Source organism: Compostibacter hankyongensis, assembly GCF_039541075.1.
GTDB classification, from domain to species: domain Bacteria; phylum Bacteroidota; class Bacteroidia; order Chitinophagales; family Chitinophagaceae; genus Compostibacter; species Compostibacter hankyongensis.
In genome coordinates, this window is sequence record NZ_BAABFN010000005.1 from 134,504 (window position 1) to 156,451 (window position 21,948).

Annotated in this window: 13 protein-coding genes; 3 read left to right on the forward strand and 10 right to left on the reverse strand. The window is 49.1% G+C overall.

Translation table 11 applies throughout. From position 1 onward, the window contains the following. The first annotated feature begins 120 nt into the window (after positions 1 to 120). Both ABD851_RS11090 and ABD851_RS11095 read left to right on the forward strand, forming a co-directional pair. The gene (locus ABD851_RS11090) at positions 121 to 1,188 is read left to right on the forward strand and encodes a sensor histidine kinase (protein WP_344979190.1); all 1,068 of its coding nucleotides are present in this window, start codon (positions 121 to 123) and stop codon (positions 1,186 to 1,188) included. Then, positions 1,185 to 1,922 carry a LytR/AlgR family response regulator transcription factor gene (locus tag ABD851_RS11095; RefSeq protein WP_344979192.1) on the forward strand — a complete coding sequence of 246 codons (738 nt, stop codon included), beginning with the start codon at positions 1,185 to 1,187 and terminating at the stop codon, positions 1,920 to 1,922. Before ABD851_RS11090 ends, ABD851_RS11095 begins: the two co-directional genes overlap by 4 nt. Here the strand turns inward: ABD851_RS11095 and ABD851_RS11100 are convergent. From ABD851_RS11100 to ABD851_RS11145, 10 genes are all read right to left on the reverse strand, one after another. Beyond that, entirely contained in the window at positions 1,896 to 4,994 is a 3,099-nt protein-coding gene (locus ABD851_RS11100) for a lantibiotic dehydratase (RefSeq protein WP_344979194.1), read from the reverse strand. The genes ABD851_RS11095 and ABD851_RS11100 overlap by 27 nt on opposite strands. Positions 4,995 to 5,136: 142 nt before the next feature. Further along, positions 5,137 to 7,326: an alpha/beta hydrolase family protein gene (locus tag ABD851_RS11105; RefSeq protein ID WP_344979196.1), complete on the reverse strand. Its 2,190-nt coding sequence runs from the start codon at positions 7,324 to 7,326 to the stop codon at positions 5,137 to 5,139. Between the two features lie 108 nt (positions 7,327 to 7,434). Continuing rightward, entirely contained in the window at positions 7,435 to 8,658 is a 1,224-nt protein-coding gene (gene nagA / locus ABD851_RS11110) for an N-acetylglucosamine-6-phosphate deacetylase (RefSeq protein ID WP_344979198.1), read from the reverse strand. 166 nt (positions 8,659 to 8,824) lie between these two features. Further along, entirely contained in the window at positions 8,825 to 9,574 is a 750-nt protein-coding gene (locus ABD851_RS11115) for a glucosamine-6-phosphate deaminase (protein WP_344979200.1), read from the reverse strand. A gap of 228 nt (positions 9,575 to 9,802) precedes the next feature. Further along, positions 9,803 to 10,693, reverse strand: coding sequence for a sugar phosphate isomerase/epimerase family protein (locus ABD851_RS11120; RefSeq protein WP_344979203.1), 891 nt, complete (start codon positions 10,691 to 10,693; stop codon positions 9,803 to 9,805). 36 nt (positions 10,694 to 10,729) lie between these two features. Continuing rightward, on the reverse strand, positions 10,730 to 11,821 hold the full coding sequence (locus ABD851_RS11125) for a DUF6807 domain-containing protein (RefSeq protein WP_344979205.1): 1,092 nt from the start codon (positions 11,819 to 11,821) through the stop codon (positions 10,730 to 10,732). A 47-nt stretch (positions 11,822 to 11,868) separates the two neighbouring features. Beyond that, on the reverse strand, positions 11,869 to 13,236 hold the full coding sequence (locus ABD851_RS11130) for a Gfo/Idh/MocA family protein (protein WP_344979207.1): 1,368 nt from the start codon (positions 13,234 to 13,236) through the stop codon (positions 11,869 to 11,871). 118 nt (positions 13,237 to 13,354) lie between these two features. Further along, positions 13,355 to 15,010: a RagB/SusD family nutrient uptake outer membrane protein gene (locus tag ABD851_RS11135; RefSeq protein WP_344979209.1), complete on the reverse strand. Its 1,656-nt coding sequence runs from the start codon at positions 15,008 to 15,010 to the stop codon at positions 13,355 to 13,357. A gap of 11 nt (positions 15,011 to 15,021) precedes the next feature. Further along, a complete protein-coding gene (locus tag ABD851_RS11140; RefSeq protein WP_344979211.1) occupies positions 15,022 to 18,063 on the reverse strand; it encodes a SusC/RagA family TonB-linked outer membrane protein in 3,042 nt (1,013 codons plus the stop codon). 278 nt (positions 18,064 to 18,341) lie between these two features. Continuing rightward, positions 18,342 to 20,510: an alpha/beta hydrolase gene (locus ABD851_RS11145; protein ID WP_344979213.1), complete on the reverse strand. Its 2,169-nt coding sequence runs from the start codon at positions 20,508 to 20,510 to the stop codon at positions 18,342 to 18,344. 393 nt (positions 20,511 to 20,903) lie between these two features. On the opposite strand from ABD851_RS11145, the gene ABD851_RS11150 reads away from it, so the two are divergent. Beyond that, positions 20,904 to 21,923 carry a LacI family DNA-binding transcriptional regulator gene (locus tag ABD851_RS11150; RefSeq protein ID WP_344979215.1) on the forward strand — a complete coding sequence of 340 codons (1,020 nt, stop codon included), beginning with the start codon at positions 20,904 to 20,906 and terminating at the stop codon, positions 21,921 to 21,923. Positions 21,924 to 21,948 lie beyond the last annotated feature (25 nt).

A 21,948-nucleotide genomic window follows, 5' to 3' on the forward strand; every position in this document is an offset into this window, starting at 1 on the left:
GTAATAATTTAAAATTATGCATTTAGGAATTTACTACTCAAACCATTACATCAATCCGGCATTTATATAGATATATGGAAATATTCCCTATATTAGGCCTGCGTATCAGGTTCCTTAATCATGTCACATGCAGCGCTATTCCGGAAGCCGTTTCTCCATGTTTTCGGATGGCTGACCTTTATTATCTATGAAATAAGCATATCTTGGTATTTTGGAGATAATTCTTCTTTACTGGCCTTTGGCGCCTTCTATATCCTGAACATCTTCCTTTTTTACTTCAATGCGCATGTGATCTTTTTCAGGTTCCTATCAGACAACTCCTTTTTCAGGTGGGTAACACTGGTATTGCTCACCGTTATCGAGCTGGCCGTCTACACCTATATCAGCACATGCCTCAACAATGTTTTTAAACACCTGAAAGGCGTAGCAATACTCACACACATGAACCCTGATGTGGTGGTGATGTCTATCTGGCGGGGGGTGTATTTTTTGGGCCTGAGTATAGCCTATTGGGGAGTGTCCAGCAGGATAAGGGCAATAAAAGCAGCGCAGCAGGCCGAGATAAGCAGGCTGAAGACGCTTCAGGAAAGAGAGACGCTCGAAAAGGAAAATATCCAGCTACAGAATGCCTATCTGCAGGCCCGTATCAATCCGCATTTTCTGCTGAACACCTTAAACTTTATCTATAACCAGGTAGAAGAAATAAACCCCATTGCTGCCGATAACATCGTGCTGCTGTCCGAGATCATGCAGTACTCGCTTTCCGGCATGGGAAAAGACGGGAAGGTACCCCTGACGCAGGAAATCGATCATATCAGAAAATATATCGGATTAAACCAGTCCCGATTTGACAACCGGCTGCATCTGAGCACGGAGATCATCGGATATCCTCATCCGGATAAAAGGATACCGCCGCTGCTGCTGCTGACCTTTGTGGAGAACTTATTTAAACATGGCGATCTGACCGATCCCGGCCATCCCGGTATCATACAGGTGGATATGAACAACGGGCAGCTGCTGCTCTTTACAAAAAATAAAAAGAGAAGATTTCCCGTCAAACACAGGGATCATGTGGGAATCAGCAATGCCCGGACAAGACTCTATAATTTTTACGGCGAGAGCGGTGCGCATATTTGCATTGACCAGACGGAAACCGAATTCACATTAAACCTAAAGATCATCCTATGATAAAGTGCTACGTTATTGATGATGAAGAGCATGCTGTTAAGGTGCTGTCCAGATTTATAGAAAGAACGCCGGAGCTGCATTTTCTGGGATCCGAAACCGATCCGCTGGAAGCCTGGAATAAAATGGAAAACCAATCGGTTGCTCCCGATATCACTTTCCTGGATGTGGACATGCCGCAGATATCCGGCATCAACTTGGCTGAGCTGATCCGTACCAAAACAGAAATCATCTTCACTACCGCTTATCCTGATTATGCCATCCAGGCCTTTGAGCGCGACGCGCTGGATTACCTGCTCAAGCCGGTGACATACGAACGTTTTCTGAAAGCCATCAGCAAGACAAAGGACCGGCTGTCCCTAAAGGCTAAAAACATATCGGCCGGCCAGGGCGAAGACTATTTTTATATAAAAAGCGAAGCCAAAGGGAAAATGATAAAGATCAAGCATCATGCGCTCAATTATATCGAGGCAAAAGCCAATTACTTAAGATTGTGCCTGGACAACGAATCCTATCTCACTTATCTGACCCTAAAGGAGCTGGAAGAAAAGCTGCCGCCCGTTCAGTTTATCCGGATACATAAATCCTTCATCATAAACCTGCAAAAAATAGTTGTACTGGAAGGGAATAAGGTCATCCTCGAGAACGGTGTTTCGGTGGATGTAGGCGGAAGCTACAGAAGCAAGCTGCTTTCGGCCATCAACCCGAAATTAATTATCAGCAAAAGAAGCCCCTAACGTTTTCTGCATTCTGCCGAGGCAGGATTCATAATGACGCCAAAGGCAATAGTACAGGATAAACTCATTCTTCCGGGGCGATCCGGAAAACAGCCGGTTCAAATGCATATGGATCAAATCGCCCATGAGTGAGTCCTTTTTTGACGGAGGCCAGCTCGCGGAAATACCGGCAATCTGTTTATGAACGTACTTGAAGATATTAAACGGTACGGTAACACCGTATTTGATCATGATAGGCTCAACAATATCAGAAGGAGCCATGCTCCTGATTTCCCTGAACTTCCGTCTCAGCTGGGCCTTGATTTCAGCTGAAGCGCCGAACTCTGCTTCCATGGCCTTATGAAGCCCGGCAAACAGCCGGATCTTCGCCTTTATATCATAGGAGAATATATTCAGAAGCGCCTCTATACTGCCATAAGCCATTTCATAAAGGGCCAACGGCACATGCGCAATACGGCTGTCATTTTCCAGAAATTTCATGACCAGCGCAGCGCTCGCGCAAAAACAGGACTCAAGCTCGTCCATAACCTCCGGGTTATATCTTTCCAGCTCCCGTTCATAAGTAGCCACCTGAAAATCCCGGATCAGCCCGGAATCGGTAAGGGGAGACAAACATTGGTTCAATACCCTGATGATTAACCCGGCATGCACAGGAATTAAATTAAACCTGATCCGTAAATGAAACTCCGGATCTCCGTACCGGACAAAAAACCATTGGTTTAAAAAGCCTGCGCTTATCCATCTTTTACACAGCGGAAGGATATAATTTACCAGCATCTCGCTGGCCCGCTGGGGATGGCAATATATTTTAAAATAATACCACATGCTGCCCGGGAGAAACTTCCTGATGACCGGCTTTACCGTAGCCGGCTGATCCAGTCCCGGGCTAACTGCGTCGTATATCTTCTCATGATGATAAAGACAAGTGAAATACTGCCTGATATGGGTATCATAAGCGGGAGAACCTTTACCCGACGCTGCATCCATAAACGGAAACTCTTTGATGATGATCTTATCATCCTTCTTTAGCATCTTGCCCAGAAAAGCCAGGTCGTCTTCTTTTTCCGTATCAAACACCAGGTAATTATCGTATTTATTTAAAGAGATATAGCGGGGCCACCACAGGGTCGAAGCGGCTTTCTTTAACGCCCCGGGGACGGTCTCATCCGATTTTAAAAGATTGCCGATGTCTTCCCGGTCAAGATGCCAGGAGGCCAGGCTCAAAATGCAGTTTCTGTACCTGACCCTGGGGTAAAAAGATAAATCAGGAAAAAAAAGCGGCAGCTCAAAGTTGAAATTCGATCTTAAGCCCTGATGCTGAAGGTCGCAAAGAAACCTGAACACCGGAAGATCGCTCCTGAAATAGTTGAATGCGGATGTAAGCCGGGGTATGACCCGTTTTTTCAACCGTTTTGACCAGAGCATGATTTCACCGTTTTGAACGGTGACCCACAGGTCGTTCGGCGCTATCTGCCCTTCCTCCGGCAAGGCAGAGCCGGTAAGTACGGGAATTTCATATTTTCTAAAGATATTTCTTCTTTCCACATTGGCAATATGCGAGTCGCCGCAATGCGCTATTTCGGCAAAGACCACCTCCGGATTGCTTTCTTCCTCGACCCTGACAATGTCTGTCAGACAGCGATGTAAATCAGCACTGAACGGGGAAAACCTTCCCGGCAAGGCGGAAGCTGTCGATCCTCCGGCCTGCTCAATGAACACACAGTCCCCTGTAGTCCTGAAAACGACGGAAATGCTGGGCGGATATCTGAATTTATCCGGCTCAGCAAGCCGTTGAAGGTCCTGATCTTCCAGGACAAGGGTAAAATTCTTGTTTTCAGCACGTTTTAACGTATTCCATTTATCCAGCAGCAAAGCATGTGCAGCCGTCCATTCGATTTGCCCGGAGCTGAGCTGATGGAAATCCAACCGCATATCGGATATCAGGGATGAAGCCCCTGCGCCGGTTTGAGTAACTTCTTCTCCCACGCCGATCTCCGGGTCCAATGCGGTCAGCAGCGGGATCCACCTGTGATCAAACTTCCTGGTGAACGCCGAAGAAAATCTTTTCAAATAATCATTTTCCTGCCGTGGCAGCAACATATCTATGGCATACAATCCTTCCAGCATCTTATGTTGAAAGCGGGGAGCCAACGCGCCGGATATAGCCGGCCGCTCCAGATTCAGATAAGCGGTGGAATGGTCAGCCGCTGCATCACCAGCACAGGCCCTGATCTTCTTATCCAACTCCACCGATGTATCCAGAATATGGTCGTCCACCGGAATAATTTTCCTGTAAACTTCATCCGGAAAACCGGCCCGGTTCTTATCCGGGTTTTCTTTGATAATACTATCTGCAATACGCTCCAGATAATCTGCCCCGGTAATATTGGGCAACAATGACGGCACAATTACCTGCCGCTCTATCAGCTCATTCAGGAATTCTTCCGACTCTTTCAGATTAGCCCCGAACTGATTGCCGAGAAAAGACAGGATATCCTTTCCGCTTCTTTTGGTTATACAATACGACAATATCTCATTGATCACCTCGTCAGACTGAAGAAATTCAATGGTAAATTCCTTTTGAGATGCCCCTTCATGAGTGTCGGACTTAAGATAACGATACTCGCCTCCTACCTTATAAAGACTGCTGTTCAGGACATACCATTGTGAAAATCCTTCATGTTCTTCAATAATCCGGCCGGCTATTATCCGGCCGTACTCATAATCAATACGAAAATGCAGTCTCGGCGGATCAAATAAAAACGGCTGCGCCCTCTTTCCGCCCCAGCTGATGAGTGAAAATCCTGAAAAAAGACCAAACGGAGTAGGCCGGAAACACATCCTATTGAGATACATTTTCAAGGATACCTTCTGCTTTTCGCTTAATAAAGCATATTCAAAATTGCATTTCTCCAGGGCGTCAAACAGGCTTCTGCTGGCCCAGAAGATAGCGGCGTTGAAATAAGGATCTGATAGTACCGTTCCCAAAGGACGGTCATAACGGTGATGATCAAATGCCGGCATCCTGAGCATCAGCCGGGGATAGAACGTATAGTCGAAAACAGATTTCATGCCACTTAAAATGAGGGGGAAAAATAATTGCTGTGGCAGGCATTTAAAAATTATTTACATCAACCGCCGCTTTCTGTAGATGAAAATGAATTTTCTGCGTCCCGGAGCAAACGTGTCAAAATAGGGATAGCGATGCTTGGACTCAAGGCTTTAGAAAATCAATGACCTGATCATCATCGATCGTTTGTGGGGTCATCGTAAGATGGGCTTGGTTACCTTCTATCTTACGGATCTGGGCTAATCCGGGGTATGACAAACTGGGCGACGCCCGATAAATCAGCAGGTGCCGGTCCATTAGGAGCGCCAATATGGACTCAAGCCCCCCGATACGCATGATACCGGGTATTTGAAGATCCAGCATATTTTTTTCCACAGCGGGATCAAAATGATCTGCGTCGACCACGGTTTTATCCAGCCGGTCAGTCAGGGCCGCGGCAAGCAGCCCGGTCATCCCTGTGCTTCCGGTAGCATATAAACCAATATGACCGGATAGGGCCTTATTTTCATCCAGCGCACGAATGATGGTCAATATATCCAGGATCTGCTCCTGCCGGTCTGTAAGATTGTATGTGGTAAAATATTTAAGGCTTTCATCGCGCCCGGACATGGTGGAATCCTGCAGGACATGCTCCCCCTGATTGAACAGGTCGGCCACAAGCACATTGAATCTTTGGCTGAGGAGTTTGCTGATGGTTTTATCCGGAACGGACCGGCCTTTCCCAACCCAATGACTTTTACCTTCGTCCGCCGTCAAAATCACGGTCGACCCCGTCTTGAGCAGGGGTTGGTACAACACGCAGGGTATCCATTTGTTTTGATCTTTTGCCGATATCAGCAACCGGGTAGCAATAAAATTCTCTCCTTTACTGCTGCCCGCTACCCTGCAGGTAACTGCTTCAGGCATGGCAGCTTCCAGCAAGTGGCGGCAGGCGGTACCATAAATGGCCTTAAATTCCTTCAGGCGCTTGCCGTCTTCGGGCCAGGAATGTTTTAATTGCCTGCTAAATATATTTTTCAATAAGCGCTTTAGTCCTTCCTCATCCAGTGTACCGGGCAGGTCATGATACTGACCGGGATCAATCCGCGCGAAAGGCGTTTGCCGGTCGGAGTTGCGCCCGTTCATGAATGCCAGCAGATCTTTATCCGGATCCGGGGTAAAAGGCTTTTCCCTGAATTTAGTGGAATCGTTTTCGTGGAGCAGCCACCGGCCAAACCATTGATACACCGCTTCCCTGCTGGCTTTGTTATAATTATGCGGATAATCGAAGTGGGCGTTTTTCAATTTATCCGTCGCGCCGTAAAGCTGATAAACGGATCTGACCATAGGCAAGATCGTCTGGCGCGTATTCTGCGTCCAGTCATGGGTGTCGGAAACCAAAAGAAGCGGCTTGGGCGCTGTCATCGAAGCAATTTCCACGTTGAAAGTATTCACCCTTAAGCCGGGCGCATTCTCGCACAGATCCCCTCCCTGCATATGGTCGCTTACCATATTCACCGGCGCCGCCACCTGGAAACGGTCATCTACAGCAGTAAATAAAAAGGCCTGCGTACCGCCGCCGGATGCGCCGGTAATCGCGGTACGGGAGGTATCCACCTCGGGGAGACTAAAAAGAAAATCCATGGCCCTGATGCTGTTCCAGAGTTGCAATCCCAGCAAATTAATGCCGTATAATCCGGAAATGCTGTCATCGGCAAAACGATGCGTGACCTGCCGGGTATCATTATAACCCGCCATATCATAAGCCATTACCACATAACCCTGCCGGGCAAAATTGATACAGCGCCCGGGGATGGAGGTGATGGAATCATTGGTCAGGCGCCCGTATTCAAAGTGGCCATGCGGACATAATATGGCCGGAAAAGGACCTTTGCCTTTGGGCTCGTATATATTAGCACCCAGAAAGAAGCCGGGATGGGTTTCCAGGGTGACAGTCCGGACAATATAATCGCCATGGTCCTTGGTGTAGTAGTACTTTGGATGAAGCGGCGTCTTTTCAGGCATGGGCCATAAACCGGCGCAGACCAGGATGTGTTCCCTGAGATATTGCTTTCTTGCTTTCCAGTCCTCCAGGCTATACGCGGGCATTTGATAGATGTTATCGATGCCTCGCATGGTCAGCAGCCTTTCGTCCCGAAAAGTAACGTCCCTGTTTTTTAGTTGGAAGGTATCATACAGCGCAGTTAAAGCGGAGTAGCTTGCCGGCGGTAATTGACTTGGGTCGCGATCCGGCAGGCTCCATGCCGTGCTATCCGGACCGGGCGACCGGTTGGATGTGGTGCAGCCGGTGACCGATAGGGTAATAACGAGTGTGACAAGAATCCCTTTATGCATGATGGTTCCGCTTATCAGAGCAGCTTAAAACCTAAAATACAAAACTTTACCGTTTTGCTGCATAAAATAAACCGGTTCGGGGCCACTCCCTTTTTGCATAGCCGGGCTTCAGCCTTCCGGCAGATCACGCCGGGGCTGGCGACCGGTATGATCATAGATCACCCTGCCTTGTACCATGGTCATCCGGACCCGGATATCGTCATCAAAGATCACGACATCAGCATCCTTGCCTTTGACCAGCGAACCTTTCCTGTCGGCCACACCCATGATCACCGCAGGCGTGGTGGAGACCATCTGCACCGCTTCCGGCAGGGCTATATCCGCGATCCGGGTCATGGTCCTGACCAGACGGTCTGCGGTAGCCACACTGCCGGCAAAGGAGCTTCGGTCCGGCAATTTTGCCACCCCGTCTTCTACGATCACTTTCACCCCGTTTTTTTGGCTTCCCAGGATACTTTCTCCCGGCGGCATACCGGCAGCACGCATGGCATCCGTAATCAAGGCGATCCGGCCGGCGCCTTTGATCTTGTATATCAGCTTTAACAGCGGGGCAGGGAGATGCACTCCGTCTGCAATAACCTCCACATACATCTCATCGAGGATAAAAGCGCTTTCGACGACGCCGGCATACCTGAAAGATTTTCGACGGGTGACTCCCGACATGCCCGAATACAGATGGGTAGCCAGCGTATAGCCGTTTTCAAAGGCTTCCAATACCTCTTCATACACGGCATCCGAATGGGCTACAGCCGCCAGTATTCCATGGGACCTGAGATACCGTCCGAAATCAATCGCCCCTTTCAGTTCCGGTGCAGCGCTCCAGCGTATGATATTTTTAGAATAGGCGATGATACGCTCGTATTCCTCCGGATCGGGGGGCCGGATATAACGCGGATCCTGCGCGCCCCGCTGGTTCATGGCAAAATAGGGACCTTCCAGGTGCATGCCCAGCAGCTGCGCGCCGGTGGTGTTTTTGCCGGCGGCATGCCGGTAGGCATCAAGGGTATGGAACAGATCCTCCTTTTCGCAGGTTAGCGTAGTGGGCACCATGGCCGTGGTCCCATACCGGGCATGTGTTTGGGCAATTTTTAAAAAGGCTTCCTCCGTGCCATCCATAAAATCATATCCGCCGCCGCCATGCACATGAATATCAATAAATCCGGGTGAAATGTAGGCTCCCTGCGCATCGATCTCCACAGCGCCCGGCACCGGTATGTCACCTTCAGCGACCTGCACAATCTTCCCCCAGCGAATGATCACCGAGCCCGCCGCCATTAAGCGGTAGGGGGTTAAAACACGCCCGTTATATATTTTTATATATTCCCGGTCCATACGCCCATGTGCTGGCTTATCCTGATCTTTGGTATTTATTTCCCTGGAAGCATTATTGTACAACCAAGACCCGGTATGCTTTATTACAAAGCAAAAGTATTAAGCCTCTTCGAAGGGACAAGCGCTTTTTCATGTTTTTAATCCTATCAGACCGTCTGCACACCGCTTACTGACCGGGTTGTTTGGCGAGCAGGGAAACGGATGCCTTGTCCAAAAACCAAATGCAATCGGAATGACGCTGCAATATACTGGCCGGGAATAAATTGCTTACCCCGCCCTCCAGGCAATTTTTAACCGCCCGGGCCTTTCTTTTGTCCGGCACGGAACATATGATGGACCTTGATTTTAGTATTTGACGGACAGACATGCTGATGGCTTTTTGCGGCACCGCTGCCAAAGCGCTGAACCAGCCTTCATCGACTTGCTGCCTCCGGCACTGCTCATCCAGATCCACGACGATATAAGGGTCCTCGATTTCAAAGTCTGCCGGGGGATCGTTAAACGCAATATGGCCGTTTTCCCCGATACCGACCAACGCCACGTCGACCGGATATTGCCGGATCAATGCTCCTATCCTTTCACATTCTGCCAGGGGATCATGCTCCCCGTTGATCAGATAAGCCGCCTTCAACGGCGGAACCTGATCCAGGAATCTTTCTTTTAAATATTTCCTAAAACTTGCCCCATGGGATGCGGGTAGATCAATATATTCATCCAGGTGAAACATGACAACCTTATCCCAGGCAATATCTTTTTCACGGACGAGCTGCTTTAATGTTTCAAACTGGCTCGCTCCTGTGGCCAGAACAACATGAGCGCTTCCCTTTTCCCCGATGGCTTTACGGATAAGAGATGCCGCCTTCCTCCCTGCTTCACAGCCTAACAATGCAGGGGTCTCCTGAATGTCGATTTGCATTTTCGTATTGTTGTTTGGATCGATTAATTATTGCCTGAGCAGTCGTCTTCGTCTTATACTGCTTGAGCGCTAATTTAAACTTTAGCCCTGCACTTCTGATAAAAATCAACGATAACGTTCTCGAAAAAACCGGGTTAATGAAGAAAGCAATATCATACCGGTCAGCGCGTAAACTTATGCGGGAAAAAAGCAGAAATCATTCCGGAACAAAACGTGATTTAGCACACACTATCCCTCTTTCCTTAATGCAGATAACATCTCCAGGGCCGTGCGGCGTTGCGTTGCCATAGCCGTCACCTTATCCGCCGGATCAGTTGCGCTGCATTCCAGCAATAACCATCCTTTATAATCCATCTTAATAAGGCCGGTCATCAACTTCTTATAGGGATAATTTCCGGCATCGAGCTCATGGATATGCATGGTATCACCCAGGCGGTCCTTTACCAGGTTAAAATTATATTCGAAACCTTTTCCATCCAGATCCGTAGGGTTGCAGTTCCAGCATATGGCTACATTCGGATTATCTGCCACATCCAGGATCGCCCGGATATTCGGCAGCTCTTGTGTCTCGTTGCCATGGACCTCCAGCCTGAGCTGCTGTCCCAGGTCGCCGGCCAGTTTCCCTATTTCATTCAGGGCCTTTCCTATTTGTTCAATCGTTTTTTCGTGGGCGATCCCCTTGTGAAATCCGTTTGGCTTCACTTTTACCCCGCTCCCCCCGATATCATGGTCCAATGCGAGCAGCGTCTTGGCCCTCATGATGTTGAGCCTTAAAAGCTCGGGGTCGGGGCTGTCAAAATGCACATTGCTGCCGAAACCGACCAAGGTTACCGCACTGTCCTTAAATTGCCGTTTCACCTCCTCCCGTTGGCGGGAGGTGAAATGGGTATCGACGCCGTGCTTATGCTCCACCCGGAGCTCTACACCCAGGACCTGGCTTTTTGTGCAATTTCTGATAATGTCAGGGAGGTCCCAGTCTTTTGCCCACTGGTAAGTGACCAGGCCTATGCGAATATTCGCGGGATCCCGGACGATAGCATCGCCACTGGGAAAATCCCGGACAGACCATGCCAAAGGAGCCAGGGCAGCATGTTTGATAAAGCTTCTTCGGTTTGTCATTTTAATTCCTTATTCCCATGAAATCTTTTTTACCCACTATTCGTATTGCTCAGCGAAATCGGCGGCATAGCGGTTGATCTGATCAGGCGACAAATGAGTCTCCGAACTGATGATCACCCGGTAACGGAATGTGATGGATTGCCCTTTGGGAAGGGTATAACCAATGGTCAGCTTCCCGTTGGTGAAATCATGCGCGCCGAAGGGGTTCGCAGAGAACAGGCCATAGCCCCTCGCATGCCAATAAGTTGGATAATCAAAATTCCTGGGATGATCACAAATGACCACGGAAATATCTTCACCTTCTATGTTCCCATACAGATCCATCCATTTGGCTCGTGTGCTCCACACGCTGTCTCCTGTAACCGCTTCACTGCTCAGGTAATTTCCCGTGGCTTCCCTGGAATCGGGAGTGACGGTCGTTTTGTTGCCTTCGGCGTCCACAAAAGTTTCCGGCTTGTTGGATGGGATATGCAGATGCCTGTTATAGCGGATGGCGAACATGCCTTCCTTGGTATCCTTAAAGGCCACAGCGCTGTCGGTGGCCGTCAGTGTCGTGATCCGGTCAATGATCCTCGTGGTGCCGTCTGCTAAAAAGTGATAGGTAGTCTGCTCTGCCAAAAGCGGATGGCCATAGGGGCTGACCCAGCGTTCGTCTGCAACCAGCGTACCTTCCCCGTTCCCGGAGGCTATTCTATCAATCTTTACATGCTTTATCGTGCCTTTCTGGACCTTTCGGACATCCTGCGGAATGGCATAGGAATTCCCCCAAAAATCATAACCATTCACATCCCCGTAATTGAGCCACATCCCTCTCTGATGCGGATGGTCCGTATGCTCGCCCGGCCGGGATTTGAGCGGCCAGCCCCTGGTCAGAAAATGTCCGCCTGCCGTATATATCGGATAAAGGATCTGCTTGAGCAGGGTATCCGAATAGCAGTACGAAGTAAAGGGCTTGCCGTCTACCAGCACGTCGACCTGCTGTGCCTCCTTATTGTCAACCAATTCCACTTTTGGCCCGCCCTGCGGACCAGGGTTCTTTTCTTCATCCGCCTGTTGCGAGGGCGGATTATTGCAGGAAACAAAAGACACTGCAGGCAAAAAGAGCATACTTATCAATAGCCATCTCATAATTTATTGAGGTTTTGATCATCCATCATGAGTATTCGTCAGCGACCTTATACCTGGTCGGGAACGACATAGGGGGGCCGATATGCGCGGGTAAGCATGGCATTGGCCTCCGGATCGTTGGCAAATTTCTCCAGTTTCACATCTCCTCCCATAAAGTGTAATTCCCGTTTGAGACGGTATGAAATGTTTGCCATCAAAGGCAATACCGTCGATGTAAATCCGGTGTTGATATCACAATGCAGGTCATCATTATTGCCTGAACGCAGGGCCGCAATGAAATTCGCAAAATGACCTTCAGCTGTCGGACCGGTAAGCGAGATGCTTTCATTGCTTGTACCGGCTGTTTTTGAACCGGCAAAAGGTTTTTTCTCTCCTTCGCGGAAGGCTTTCCAGGTAGAGCCGTCTATCTCCAGATGCCCTTCAGTGCCATAAAAGAGATTGCCGATCTTTACCCCCAGGTCACCTTCTCCGTTGGAGGCCCTGCCCCTGGTCTCGAATTCCAGTACTTTACCGTCATTATATTTAAAGAGGGATATCTGTGTGTCAGGCGTTTCCTGCGCACACTGATCAGGCCTCCATCCATAAATGCCCCCCGTGGAAAATACAGTAACCGGATGCTCCTGCTTATTTAATCCCCAGCGGGCAATATCAAATTGATGCGGTCCCTGGTTGCCGGTATCGCCGCTGCCGGTATCCCAGAACCAATGCCAGTTATAAAGGTCTCTTTTCTCATTGTAAGGGCGCCAGCTGACAGGCCCCAGCCACATATCATAATGCAACGTCTTCGGGGGTTCGCTGTTCTTGGCAATGCCAAAGGATTTTCTGGGCTTTATACAAAGTCCCCTCGCCATAAAGACATCTCCTATTCCTCCGTCATGCAAAAACTGGATGGCCTGCATGACATTGGAGATCGAACGGTTTTGAAAACCCACCTGAACACGCCTGTTATACTTACGCGCCGCTTCTATCATTTTACGTCCTTCCCAGATATTGTGCATGGCGGGTTTCTCCACATACACATGCTTGCCTGCCTGGCAGGCCCAAATGGTGCCCAGGGCATGCCAGAAATTGGGCGTGGCAAAGGAAACTGCATCGATGTCCTCATCGTCAAATACCTTCCGCATGTCCCATTCGGTCGACGGGCTTTCTCCTGTCTTATCGCTTACCATTTTTGCACGGGAGGAAAAAAGTTCCGTATGGACATCACAAAGGGTCTTTAACCTGACATCCTTCATCCCTGCCCAGGCCTGGATATGTGATTGCCCCCTGCCATTCAGCCCGACGACGGCAATGTTGATCCTTTCATTGGCCCCCATAATAGAGGCATACGATTTTGCACTCAGGCCCATGCCGCCGATCGCCAGGCCGGCCGCGCCCATCATGCCTTTTTTGATAAATTGTCTTCTGTTTTCCATTTTCGAATTTTTTAATGAAGATTTGAACCGCTCGTGATATATGCCCTACCAAATTATAATACCCAATGCTGAATTCATAACAAATACCACTTTTTTTTATTTATATCTGGTCAAGCGGTCAATAACCCGGGTTTTGGTTTAATTCCGACGCCTTCTGGAGTTCTTCCAAAGGGATCGGCAGCGAATATAAACGCTCATTATACCCTCTTTTCATCGCCACCACTTTTTGGTACGATAAATTTCCTTCATGGTCTTTTGAGATCTGCATGGCTATATAATCCTGGCTTGCCGTCTGCTCTAAAATGCCCCAACGCCGGAGATCATTCCACCGGGAATCCTTTTCAAAAGCCAGCTCGATCGTCCGTTCATGCCTGATATCCTGCAGCAGCCGGTTGCCGGAAGACCGTATCCCGGGAAGTTTTACACGAGTTCGGATCTTATTGACAAATTCCCTGGCTACCTCCTCATTTCCTAAATGATACTCCGCTTCCGCATAATTGAGATATATCTCGGCCAGCCTGAAGATCACATACGGAGTGGGGGCAGGCGAGACCTGAAAGTCGATGGATTCATTCATGAATTTATATAAGGTATAGCCTGTGGGCGTCACATTCCAGCCTGTGGGCCCGTCTTTGCTGTCCAGTCCGCCGGGAGTCCAGAATTCCACTTCCCTTCCGCGGTACTTGCGGCCATTGTATACGATATCGGCATAAAAGCGCAGCTCCCGCCCGGTGTAAGGGCGTTGATCGTCATATCCGGATGAAGGATCGGAAATATCCCTGCCATTATCCATCTGAAATTGATCGACAAATTGCTGCGTAGGGCAATTGCCTCCCCATCCCCCGTATCCATTGGGCAGGTTATACAGATCCACCCAGTTACTTTCCAAGACGACAGGATCGTAGGGCCGGGCCAGGATGATTTCAGGATTATTGGCGCTGCTTATAAAGATCTTTGCATAATCTTCATAGGAGTTGACGGACTTAAGGCTGTACTGATCAAGATCGATAACTGCCCTGGCCGCATCGGCAGCCTGCTTCCATTTGGATGGATCCATGGCGGGGTTATGGGTTTTGCTGGCGGCGTACAATAAGATCTCAGACTTCAAAGCCAGGTCCGCCCCTTTCGTCACCCGTCCCCAGTTTTGATCATCCCAGCCGGCAGGGAGATCGTCCAGGATCTCATCCAGCTCTTTAATCACAAAATCAACAACCGCCGAATAATCGGCCCGTTCCACCTTGAAGTCGTCATTCAGCTCAAAAGGCTCCGTGATCAGGGGTACGCCGTTATGATCGCCCTCCCACCAGCAATACCAATTCAGAAGATCAGCATAATTGATCGCCCGGATAAACCTGGCCTGGGCTTTCATCAATTTGAGATCCTCCTCGCTGATACCCGGCACATCGCCGATATGCTGAAGAAAAATGTTACACCTCCTTATGGCCTTATAATCGGGTGTCCACATATTAAAATCCCCATAGTTGCTCGAAGTGATGTTGCCTTTGTTAAGGACCCAAACCCCATGATCCCCCCGCTGCATGGCTTCATCCGTGGCCGAGTTGGCCATCACCTGCGGATTACGGTAATGATGCATGCCCCACTGCCCGATCCCGTCATAAACCGTGTTTAAATAGGTCTTGGCCAAATTGATATCTCCCCAGACATCTTTTTCAGAGAATTCGTTCTGGGGGTTCTTATCCAAAACTGATTTTTCGCAGGAAATGGCCAGACAGCTTAAAACAGAAGCAATGATGATGGTCGCCGGTTTTTTCATCGTGGATCCTTTTAGTAACTGATATTGATTCCAAACGTGATCGTTTGTATCTGAGGATATTGATAACCGCTGCCGCTGACCCTTTCGGGATCCCAGTTCCCCAACATCCTGTCCCAGGTGATCAGGTTCCTTGCATTGATATAGACATCCAGGCCGGCCACCTGAGGGATCAATCCGGCAGGCAGGCTATACATTAGCCTGATATTCTTTAAGCGGAGAAAAGATGCGTCGTACAGCCAAAACGTGCTGGCCTGTACGTTAATCGGATCATCCCGGTCAAAGGCCCTCGGAAATTCAGCCTCCGGATGATCAGGGGTCCAGCGTTTTGTATAGAAGGGGCGGATCGCATTGATCCCCTCGCCATAAAAGACGTCCTGCTCGGCGCCGGCCTGCCCCTGTAAAAATACATCCAGGCTGAAATGCTTGAAGCCCACTCCCATATTGACGCCAAACTGGGCCCTTGGCGTGGCAGACATGTATTCCCTTATTTTATCGTTGCCGGTGATCTGCCCGTCGCCATCCACATCCACATATTTGATATCCCCCGGCTGTGTGCCGGGCATATGCGGATAATGGTCAATTTCTGATTGGGTCCGGAATAAACCATCCGCCTGGTATACCAGCCAGGAATCCATAGGGTGCCCCTCTTTTCTTTGGTAATCGGGAATATCTTTCGCTTCGTCCATAAAAACAATCTTGTCCCGGTTATAGGTCAGATTGCCGCCAATATGATAGCTTACAGCACCAACGGTATTTTCATGGTTAACAGACAGCTCAATCCCTTTATTATCCACTTGGCCAAGATTCTCATCGGGCAAGCTGAGGGCGGTATAATCCGGCACAGACGCATTGCGGGCAATTAGAATATCACGCCTTTTCTCCCTGAATACGTCAATGGAAAAGTTAAGCAAGGACCTCCAGGCGTTAAAATCCACGCCTATGTCAGTCTGATAAGAAGTTTCCCACGTGATATCAGGATTGGCAACCTGTGTGATCTGCAATTGCTTTTGAGCAACGGGATCTCTTCCAAAGGCATAAAAATCAGAAAAGCCATAGATGGTCAAGAACTGATAGGAAGGAACCCGGTCATTCCCCATTTTACCCCAGCTGGCCCTTAGCTTTAAAACATCAAGCCAGCCGGATGCATGCTCCAGGAAGGGTTCTTCACTGATATTCCATCCCACGGACACGGCCGGAAACTGCCCAAACCGCTTTCCCTTGGCAAAATTGAAAGATCCGTCATTTCTGAAGGTGAAATCCAGCATGTACTTATGCTGATAATCATAACTCATGCTTCCAAAATAATTGACCCGGCCTCCTTCCATGGCATATCCGTTATTATCCTTGCCATCTTCGCCCCCGGCAAAAAGATAGGGCTTCTCCCGTGTGGGCAAGTCCTGTCTGTAGCCAGACAAAAGATCTGTGGAATTGGTGCTCTGTTCATAGGCCATGAAGGCATTTACATGATGGTGTCCAAAACTCCTGTCATAGCTCACCTGGGCATGATAAAGGCTCTGGCTGATAAAATTATTTATTTTAGCTACCTGTATGCTCCCCCGCTGTGTAAGCAGATCCTCCCTGGCACTGTTGGAATGGCCCTTAGAGACTTCTGTATACTGGCCTGTTTCCGGATCATAATCGTAAACAGACCATGTGTTGGAAACCGCTTTCTGGTACTCATTTTCATAGTCAAAACTGGCATATCCCGAGACTTTCAGGCCTTGGATAGCCGGCAGGTTGTATTCAATGGAAAGGGTAGAATTAAAAATATAGCTATTGCGGTCATAAGCGCCGAATTCATCATGGGTATCGGTATAAGGCGTATTGCCGTAATCTTCTAATCCGGGCGGGAACGACCCGTTGGGCCACTGCGCCACTACCCAGGGATAATTATCAATCACATGGCCCCAGATGGTGCTGCTGGGCGATACCGGCGAATGATCCTGGGACTTTCTTCCCATCAGGTTTATCCCGATCTTCAGATCATCGGTGATGTTGGCGCTGAGATTCGACCTCAGCTGAAATTGCTTATAACGCTGGTCGCCGGATTTTAAAAGACCTTTTTGATACAAAAGATCGCCACTGACATAATACTGGAGCTTGTCATTCCCGCCCCTTACGGATAAATTATGGTGGGTCTGGGGAGCATGATCCGCCAGGGCCACTTCAGCCCAGTTCGTATTAGGATATTTCAATGGCTCATCGCCTTTTTTAAAATGCTCCAGGGCTTCTTCTGACCACAGGGGCTGCAATCCGTTGTACTGATGCCATTCATTAAAATACTGTGCGCGTTCGTACGACGACATGGCTTCAGGAAACTTGGACAGGGATTGAATGCCGTAATCCGAACTGAGCGTAATGACCGATTTCCCGATACGGCCTTGTTTGGTCGTAATCAGTATTACGCCATTCGCCGCACGCGCCCCATATATGGCAGCGGAAGCATCTTTTAAGACACTGATGCTTTCAATGTCATTCGGGGCAATATGGGCAAAATCATCCGTGCTCCTGGGTACGCCGTCAATTACGATAAGCGGGGAATTATCTCCCAGGGTAGCTTTACCTCTTATCAGGAATTCGGCGTTATTATCGCCCGGGGCTCCTCCCCGGTCATTTACCACGACGCCGGGTATTTTCCCCTGAATGGCCTGTGTGATATTGCTCTCTGATGTAGACCTTATTACCGCACCGGAAATATCCGATATGGCGCCGGTGATCTGCCCCCGCGTCTTGGTCTGATATCCTACCGCCACCACCTCTTCCAGGCGGGTGGAGCCACTCTTTAACACGATATTTATTTTGGTCCTATCCCCTACAGCTACTTCCCGGGGTTGATAACCCACAAACGAGAAAACAAGGACGTCGGCGCCGGTAGCCTGGATCGTGTACTTCCCCTGACCATCCGTCAGACCTCCGGCCGCGCCTCCTTTGACATGCACGCTGACTCCCGGCAACGCTTCCCGGGTAAGACTGTCATGGACCTCCCCGGTAATTTTTTTTATGCCCTGCGCCTTCACTTCGTCAAAGCATACCGAAAAGCAAATAACCAACAAACACAGCATGCTCCGATTAGACAGCAGCTTGATTTTTTTTGTATTATTTACGCTCATCATTTATCATTTTTATTGAAATCTTATCATAGGCAGGCGTACGCTCGTCAGGATATGCGGCATGAGATATGTAGCTTAAAGATAGAACAGGGCATTCCATCCCTCAAGAGAAAACTGCGAGAACGTTCTCGAAAAGTGATACGACACAACCTGCCTTGCAGGCGTTCACAATGAGCAGCAAAAACGATCTGTAAGGAAATACCGGGCAGAGGGGCGGCAACCTATCTGATCCAATCCGATAAAAGATCAGATCGGCGCTCTGTTGCCTTTTGGTGTTTGATCAATAGTGCTTTCTGCGCCGATCGATTGGCATACGCTGCCTGAATAAGAGAAGCATCGTCCTGAAGCATTCCTTTGGCCTTATGGGGATCCTTTTCATTTACCGTATCCACGATCATTAACTTCCTCGGCGCCAAACCGGCGGCCAGATCCGGCAAATCATAAGCGGTCAGCGCGCCGGCCACGGCGCCGTATATAGAACGCGGGGCATAAAACCGGTTCATCACCAGGCTGCGGTAAGATGAAAGTCCGTCGATAAGACAGATCCGTTTGATCGCCGGGTTGAAAGCTGCCGCATACAGCATCGATGTACACATCGTCCCCCTCGCCAGCCCATAGAGTTCCGCTATGTGGTGCTCGTGCGCTAATACCTGAACCAATCTTGTTACGTCAGCGGCCCGGATGCCGACAATACTCCTGCCGATCAGCAGGGACAGATGCCAGATGCCATAGGATGTGTTGTCAATAAAAGAATCCCCTTTATAATCGCCACGACCTGATTCCCCCACGCCCAGTAAGTCCGGCGCCAACACCGTATATCCCCGCTTGATAAACCATTCCATATCCCCATCGGAGACTTCGGCCGATTTGCCTTCCGGGTTCAAACAAATCACCGCTTTGCCATTGGCATGATCCGGAATCATCAGCAAATAAGGAATGACATAATCCCCCTCTCCCCGCACAAAATACTTTTCAATCACGTATTCTCCTTTTTGATAACGTCCTGTAAATACAGGGGCGTGATACAGCGAAGGCTCCCGGTAACCCGACATTTCTTTTGCAGCCTGTAACAGGGCAGGAAGATGCGTTGCCCGGTCTTTCCTTTTGTCCTGAAGCCGTCTGACATCTCTTTCCGCATCTTTTTTATTCAGGCTGAAGACGGTCTGCGCATCCTTAAAAGAAGTGGACACCTGCCCGGTTTCAGTAACCCTGAGCTCGTCCCCCAACGGCGTCACATCCAGGTCCGTGGAATCGCCCGGATTGTTCAGGTACTTCTGGAAAAAAGCGTACAGGGCCACCCGGTTCGATTTTGCAGAGGCATGTATGGTATCGGCTTCCACCCTGTTGAAATGATCTTTCTGACCATAGGCCTCAAATATCCGGCGCACCTCCTTGGCCGTCTCCATAGCCCCCTGAATGGGAAACATATCCCGGGTGGTGGTGATCATCAAGGTGGGTTTGGGCGCCCGCACTTCCAGCAAGTCGGCATGATCAATGCCGTTTGCTATCTCATGAGAGAAATTTTGTTCCGCATCCTGCGGGCCGATGGCCTGGATCAGCCTCCTGAAGCTTGTGATATAATTTTCAGGCGCGGCAGCATGAATCCGCTCATCGAATGCCGCGATATAGGCAGATTGGGTCCCTCCTCCCGAACGTCCGGTGATCCCTATCCGGTCCGGATCCACCTCCCTGCGGGTGAGAAGATAATCCACGGCCCTTATGCCATCCCATATCATGTACCGGGCCAAAGAACTCCCCGTAATAAAAGCCTGCGCGCCGGGATAGGAATGCTGATGCGTCGGCCCTCCGACGACAGATCTCCCACTGTCTTTATCGTAATATTGAAGCCGTTCCCCCTGCCCGACGGGGTCGAACGCGAATACAATAAACCCCTTTTTGACCAGGTTTAAAATCACATGCTGGTAAACCGCGTCCCGGTATCCCTTATCCGTATGGCCGCTGCAATATATAACAGCAGGAGCTTTGCCCTTCAGCCCCCGAGGGATAAAAAGCGATGAGGTCACATAAAATCCGGGCTCCGATTCGTAGATGATATCCTCAACAGTGTAGTCTTCTTTTTTTACCGTTTTTGTTATCTTGACATTCAGCGGGGTTTTTCCGGGAAAAGGCCCTACCATATCCATCAATGTCTTCTTTACCGCCTTTTGCCGCTGCTGCCAGTCGGATAAGCTGTGTAATTGCGCTATCCTGCGTTCCCGCTCTTCCAGCTGATCATAAGCCTGCTCCGCCATATCGTGATACAATGCATTGCGGGCATCGCTGTACCGGTTCCAGCCCTGAAGCACGGCATAGGCATCCTGGCCTTTACAGGGGATGACAAATACCGTGACGACCAGCCCTATGCCAATAATTATTCTTGAAAACATCATATCATATAGGTTTAATATCGTGATCATAGCCCTGAATAAGCCGGCTATCTGAATCAGGCATGCGCTTTAACGGTGGCCCACATGTATTTTATATAAAGCATCCGAAAATGATACAATAAACTTAATCAAATTTGTTCTTATTTGCCCAATGGCGTGCCAAAAACCGGTAGCCTTCAAAAGTAAATCCGTTGCTAAAAACATAATCAGGCATCGTCTCCATCCGCAGCATAAATATAGAAGAAGCCTCATCTACCCGGCCCGGCGCTCCATTTTTCAAAATCTTTTGATATATTTACACGACTGGTCAAAGGATCAGCAACCGGCCATTTATCAGACTGAAGGAGTGCGGACAACCCTATTTTCTATCACAATCCATTGAAATTCCCTTCTGAAATGAGGAGACCCTTCAATACGATTACCATACGGGACGTAGCCCAAAGCCTTAATATCTCCATTTCCACCGTTTCCCGGGCATTAAGAGACACATACGATGTAAGCCAAACCACACGCCAGAAAGTGCTGGAAAAAGCAAGCGAATTAAACTACAAACCCAACTACAGCGCGATAGGTCTCGTACAGGGGAAGACCCATAATATCAGCATCATTCTTCCTCTTGTCACCAATTATTATTTCTCCACCGTTATCACGGGTATTCAGCAGGTCGCCTATAACCGGGACTACAATGTCATCCTGTATCTAACGAACGACTCCCAGGAAAAAGAGCTGCAGATCATCCAAAACCTTCCTTTGGGCTGCCTTGATGGCCTGCTGGTCTCTACTTCATTTAGATCCAATGCATTTGGTCATTATCAGAAAATAATAAAGGAGGGATCCCCCGTTGTCTTTTTTGATCGTTCCGTAGACGGCGTTCATACCTCCAGAGTGCTGCAGGACGACTTTAACGGGGCATACCAGGCTACCGAGCACCTCATCGCAAGCGGCTATACTAAAATTGCCCATATCACAGGACCGAAGGAAATGATCATTACCCAAAAGCGGTTAGCGGGATACAGGCAGGCGCTTCGCCGATATAAGCTACCCCTTAACGATAAATGGGTCATTCATTCCGGTTTCTCCCAGGAGTGCGGCGAACAGGATACCCTGCATTTATTGGAAGGGGGAAGCAAGCCGGATGCCATCTTCGCAATAAACGACCGCAAAGCGATAGGCGCTATGGTTGCGCTCAAGAAAAAAAATATCCGCATCGGGACACAAATCGGCGTCGCCGGCTTTACAAACGACCCCATATCGGGCATCATCTCCCCTACGCTGACCACCGTCGCAGAACCTGCATTTGAAATAGGCAAAATCAGCTGCGAATTATTATTAAAACACTTACAGAAAAAATATTTCGAGCCTGAAGAGATCATACTCCCGGGCAAACTATATATACGTGAATCCACTATGAGATGAACGGTTTACATTCTTTTAAGAATTA